Source organism: Actinomadura physcomitrii (genome assembly GCF_008923205.2).
In the GTDB taxonomy this organism is placed as follows: Bacteria; Actinomycetota; Actinomycetes; order Streptosporangiales; family Streptosporangiaceae; genus Spirillospora; species Spirillospora physcomitrii.
The window spans coordinates 1-5419 of record NZ_WBMS02000018.1 but is presented as its reverse complement, the minus strand read 5'-3'; the positions used below and the strand labels follow the sequence as shown (position 1 = coordinate 5419).

Genomic DNA, 5419 nt, shown 5'->3' with positions numbered 1-5419 from the left:
CCCCGCCGGGGGGGTGTGCGGGCCCCCGCGGGGGGCCGCGGGGGCCGCCGCGCCCCCCCGGCTCGAGGCGGCCGAACTGGCGGGCGGCGCGGTGCTCCTGGCGGGCAGCGCCGCCCGGTACCGCTCCGATGTCCGGGCGCTGCTGGACGTCGCCGCCGGCCTCGGCCCGATCCGCCACATCGACCTGTCCTGGGTGCGCGCGCACGGCGTGCCCACGGCGAGCAGCTGGTTCGTCCGGCGCGAGCAGGCGGGCGGCGGCGCGCTGCTCGACCTCGGCTGGCACCTGTTCGACGCCGTGGAGCCGCTGCTCGGGCCCGCGGCCTTCGACCGGGTGCTCGGCACGGTCTCGTCCGACTTCGTCAACGACCCCTCGCGCCGCGCCCGCTGGAAGCAGGCCGGGCCCGGCGCCCCGGCCGCGGGCGGCGCCGCGGACGCGGGCGACGTCGAGGACACCGCGCGCGGATTCTTGGTGACCGACCGCGGCGTCTCGGTGGCGCTGCGGGCGAGCTGGGCCTCGCACGAGACCCGCGACGTCACCGCGATCACCGTGGAGGGCGCCGCCGGGACGGCCGCGCTGCGCTGCACGTTCGGGTTCAGCACCAACCGGCAGGAGGCGTCCGCGCTGGTCCGCACCCGGCACGGCGTCGCCCGGCCCGTTCCGGTCCCCCGGGAGCCGGTCGGCGTGGAGTACTCGCGCCAGCTGGACGAGCTGCCCGCCCTGCTGGCCGACCCCGGGCGCCGCGGCGTCGCGGTCGCGCGCGCACGGGAGATGATCGCGGCGATCGGCCGGCTGTACGACTCGGCCCGGCCGGCGGCCCGGACGCCGGTGGCGGCGGGGGCCGGCCATGCCTGACGGTGCCGCGAGCCGCCCCGGGGTGCGCGCGGTGGTCTTCGATCTGGACGGCGTCATCGTGGACAGCTTCGACGTGATGCGCCGGGCGTTCCAGACCGCCTACGCCGAGGTGATGGGCGACGGCCCGGCGCCCTTCGAGGAGTACAGCAGGCACCTCGGCCGCTACTTCCCCGACATCATGCGGATCATGGGCCTGCCGCCCGAGATCGAGGAGCCGTTCGTCCGGGAGAGCTACCGGCTCGCCGGCGAGGTCACGGTCTTCGAGGGCGTCGGGCCGCTGCTGGCCGGGCTGCGCCGGCGCGGCCTGCGGCTCGCCGTCGCGACCGGCAAGAGCGGGCCCCGCGCGCGCTCGCTGCTCGGCGTCCTCGGCATCGCCGGGTACTTCGAGCACGTGATCGGCTCGGACGAGGTGGCCCGGCCGAAGCCCGCGCCCGACATCGTCGAGCGCGCCCTCGCCCTGCTCGGCGCCCGCCCGGACGAGGCGGTGATGATCGGCGACGCCGTCACCGACCTGCGCAGCGCGCGGGCCGCCGGCGTCGGCGCGATCGCCGCGCTGTGGGGCGAGGGCGACCCGGCGCCGCTGCTGGCCGAACGGCCGGACGCGGTACTGAGCAGCCCCGCCGACCTGCTCGGCCTGCTGACCGGTCCCCGTCCCCCGGTCCGGATGTGAGCAAGGAACCTTAGGGGGGCGGTTAGGGGATTGTCCGGACCATTCCTTGATGAGACTGGGCGCAGCCGACCGCACATTTCCTGCGGGCGGTTCCGCACCGTCACCTTCGCATTGGGGGATGCGCCGGAATGCTGCGCACGGAGCTGATTCGGCCACTGCCCGAATTGCTGGAAGAGCACGCCCGCCGGGCGCCCCGGAAGATCGCCTTCCGGGACGCCCGGCGCGGCGTCACCTATGCCGAGCTGGAAACGCGGACCCGGCGCCTCGCGGGCCATCTCGCGGAACGCCGGCTGCAGCCCGGCGACCGTGCGGCCCTCCTGCTCGGCAACCGCGTCGAGACGGTGGAGGGCTACCTGGCCCTGGTCCGGGTGGGCGCCATCGGCGTCCCGGTGAACCCGCGCGTCACCGAGGCCGAGCTGGCCTACCTGCTGGACGACAGCGGCGCCCGCCTGGTGATCACCGACCCGGCGCACGCCGCGCCGCTGGCCCGGGTGCTGGCCGCGCGGCCGGACGTCGCCGTCGTGGTCACCGGCGGCGCGCCGCCCGAGGCGCTGCCCGCGGCGGTGCCGTTCGAGTCGCTCGCCGGCACCGAGCCCGGCACGCCCGCCCGCGACGACCTCGGCCTCGACGAACCCGCGTGGATGCTCTACACCTCCGGCACCACCGGCAGGCCCAAGGGCGTCGTCTCCACCCAGCGCAACTGCCTGTGGTCGGTCGCCGCCTGCTACGTGCCCGTCCCCGGCCTGTCCGCCGACGACCGCGTGCTGTGGCCGCTGCCGCTGTTCCACAGCCTCTCGCACATCGCGTGCGTACTCGCCGTCACCGCCGTCGGCGCGACCGCCCGCATCCTGGACGGCTTCAGCGCGGGGGAGGTGCTCGGCGCGCTCCGCGAGGACGGCATCACCTTCCTCGCGGGCGTCCCGACGATGTACCACCATCTCGTCCGGGCCGCGCGCGAGGAGGGGTTCACGGCGCCGCACCTGCGCATGTGCCTGGTCGGCGGCGCGGTGACGACGGCGGCGCTGCGCCGGGCGTTCGAGGAGGCGTTCGGCGCGCCGCTGCTGGACGCCTACGGCAGCACCGAGACGTGCGGGTCGATCACCGTCAACTGGCCGACGGGCGCCCGCGTCGAGGGGTCGTGCGGGCTGCCGGTGCCGGGGCTCGGCGTGCGGCTGGTGGATCCCGAGACCGGCGCCGACGTCGGGGCGGAGGAAGAGGGGGAGGTCTGGGTCCGCGGCCCGAGCGTGATGGTCGGGTACCACGGCCGGCCGGAGGAGACCGCCGAGGCGTTCCGCGACGGCTGGTACCGGACCGGGGATCTGGCCCGGCGCGACGCCGCCGGCTACTTCACCATCACGGGCAGGATCAAGGAGCTCATCATCCGGGGCGGGGAGAACATCCACCCCGGCGAGGTGGAGGAGGTCCTGCGGGGGCTGCCCGGCGTGGCGGACGTCGCGGTGGCGGGCCGTCCGCACGACGTGCTCGGCGAGGTTCCGGTGGCCTTCGTCGTCCCGGGGCCCGAGGGCCTGGACCCCGAGGCTCTGTTCGCCGCGTGCCGGGAGCGCCTCGCCTACTTCAAGGTGCCCGAGGAGCTGTACGAGATAGCCGAGGTCCCGCGCACGGCCTCCGGCAAGGTCGCGCGGCGCCTGCTGCTGGAGCGTCCCGCGCGGCTGCGCGCGACGGGCGGCGGGCGCCACGAGTCGCTGTTCCGCCTGGACTGGATCCCGCTTCCCTCGGTGCCGGGCCGCTCCGGCGGGGGAGACGCGCGGCCCGAACTGGCGGTGACCTCGGCGACGACAGATGCCGAGGAGCTCTCCGCCCGCCTCACGGCGTGGGCGGCCGGCGGCGACGCGGGCGCCCACCGGGTCGTCGTCACCCGCGGGGCGGTCGCCGCGGAGGGGAACGGCAGCGCGGTCGACCGTGCCCAGGCGGACGTGTGGGCGGCGGTGCGCTGCGTCCAGGCCGCGAATCCGGGCCGGTTCACGTTGCTCGACCTGGACGCCGGGGCCGACGCCGAGCGGTGGGCGGCCGAGGCGCTGTCCGCGGGGGAGCCGCAGGCGGCCGTCCGCTCCGGGGTCCTCCTGGTTCCGCGCGCCGTCCGTGCCGACGCGCCGCCGGACGCGGCCCCGCGCGGTCCGATCGGGGCGGGCCGGACCGTTCTCGTCACCGGCGCCGGCGGCGAACTCGGCGCGGCCGTTGCCCGCCACCTGGCCGCCGCCCACGGAGCCGATGTCGTCACCGTCGCCGACGACGCCGCCGACCGGGACGCCCTCGCCGCGCTGCTCGCCGTGAGCGGCCCGATCGGCGCCGTCGTCCACGCGCCCGGCGGACCGGACCCCGAGGCCGCCCGGGCGGGGGCGGTCAGCCTGTCCGAGCTGACCCGGGACCACGGCCTCGACGCGTTCGTGCTGCTCTCCCCGGCCACCGGGCTGCTCGGAGCCGCGGGACGCCAGGCGGCGGAGGAGGCCGCACTCGGCGCCTCCTTCGACGCGCTGGCCCGTCGTCGCGCCGCCGCCGGGCTGCCCGCGCTGTCGTTGGCCCTGGGGCCCGTCGAGGGCGATGACCGTCCGCCGCCACCGGGCGTCGGGCACATGACGGATCGGGAACGCATGGCGGCGCTGGACGCGGCCCTCGCCGCGGAGGAGACCTGCCTCGCCGCCTTCCGCCTCGACCCGGCGGCGGTGCGCGCCGACGGGGTCCCGGCCCCGCTGCGCGATCTCATCGAGGCGCCGGCCCGTCCGGTGGCCGCGGACGACGGCGCGACCGCGGAACTGCGCCGCCGGCTCCTGAACCTGCCCGGACGGGCCGACCGCGACCGGCTGCTGACCGACCTCGTCCGGACGGCGGTCGCGGACCTGCTCGGAACCGGCGGCGACGTCCCGGCCGACAGGGCGTTCCGCGACCTCGGGCTGACCTCGCTGACCGCCGTCGCCCTACGCGACCGGCTGGCCGCCGCATCCGGGCTGCCGCTGCCCGCCACGCTCGCCTTCGACCATCCGACCCCGCTCGCCGTCGCACGCCACCTGCAGGCGGAGCTGCTCGCCGAGCCCGCCACCCGGGACGCGGCCGTGCCGCACTCCCTGTCCGGCGAGCCCGTCGCGATCGTCGGCATGGCCTGCCGCCTGCCGGGCGGGATCGCCTCGCCGGAGGACCTGTGGCGGCTCGTCGCCGACGGCGCCGAGGCCATCACGCAGTTCCCCGCCGATCGCGGCTGGGACGTCGACTCCCTGCGGACCGCCACCCGGCACGGCGGGTTCCTCCACGACGCCGGTGACTTCGACGCGGGCTTCTTCGGGATCTCCCCGCGCGAGGCCCTCGCCATCGACCCGCAGCAGCGGCTGCTGCTGGAGGTGTCGTGGGAGGCCCTGGAACGCGCGGGCATCGACCCGACCTCCCTGCGCGGCCGCGACATCGGGGTCTTCTCGGGCCTGATGCACCACCACTACGCCACCGACCTCGGCGAAGTGCCCGCCGACCTCGAGGGCTATCTGGGCACCGGCAACTCCGGCAGCGTCGCCTCGGGCCGCGTGTCCTACACCTTCGGTTTCGAGGGGCCGGCGGTGACGGTCGACACGGCGTGCTCGTCGTCGCTGGTGGCGTTGCATCTGGCGGCGCAGTCGCTGCGTTCCGGGGAGTCCTCGCTGGCCCTGGCCGGGGGGGTGGCGGTGATGGCCCGGCCCACCTCGTTCGTCGAGTTCACCCGGCAGGGTGCCCTGGCGGGTGACGGCCGGTGCAAGGCGTACGCCGACGCCGCCGACGGGACGGGCTGGTCCGAGGGCGTCGGTGTGCTGGTGCTGGAGCGGTTGTCGGATGCGCGCCGCCGTGGTCATGAGGTGCTGGCGGTGGTGCGGGGTTCGGCGGTGAACCAGGATGGTGCGTCCAACGGCCTGACGGCG

Annotated in this window: 3 protein-coding genes; all 3 read left to right on the top strand. The window is 76.8% G+C overall.

The window, feature by feature from the left end:
* Positions 1–853 (top strand): Gfo/Idh/MocA family protein (locus tag F8568_RS22785; protein WP_151595856.1); only part of this gene is annotated, 853 nt, incomplete at its 5' end.
* Entirely contained in the window at positions 846–1523 is a 678-nt protein-coding gene (locus F8568_RS22780) for an HAD-IA family hydrolase (protein WP_151595705.1), read from the top strand. The genes F8568_RS22785 and F8568_RS22780, both read left to right, overlap by 8 nt.
* Before the next feature lie 128 nt (positions 1524–1651).
* The coding region (locus tag F8568_RS22775; protein WP_151595704.1) for an AMP-binding protein at positions 1652–5419 on the top strand (3768 nt) is incomplete at its 3' end.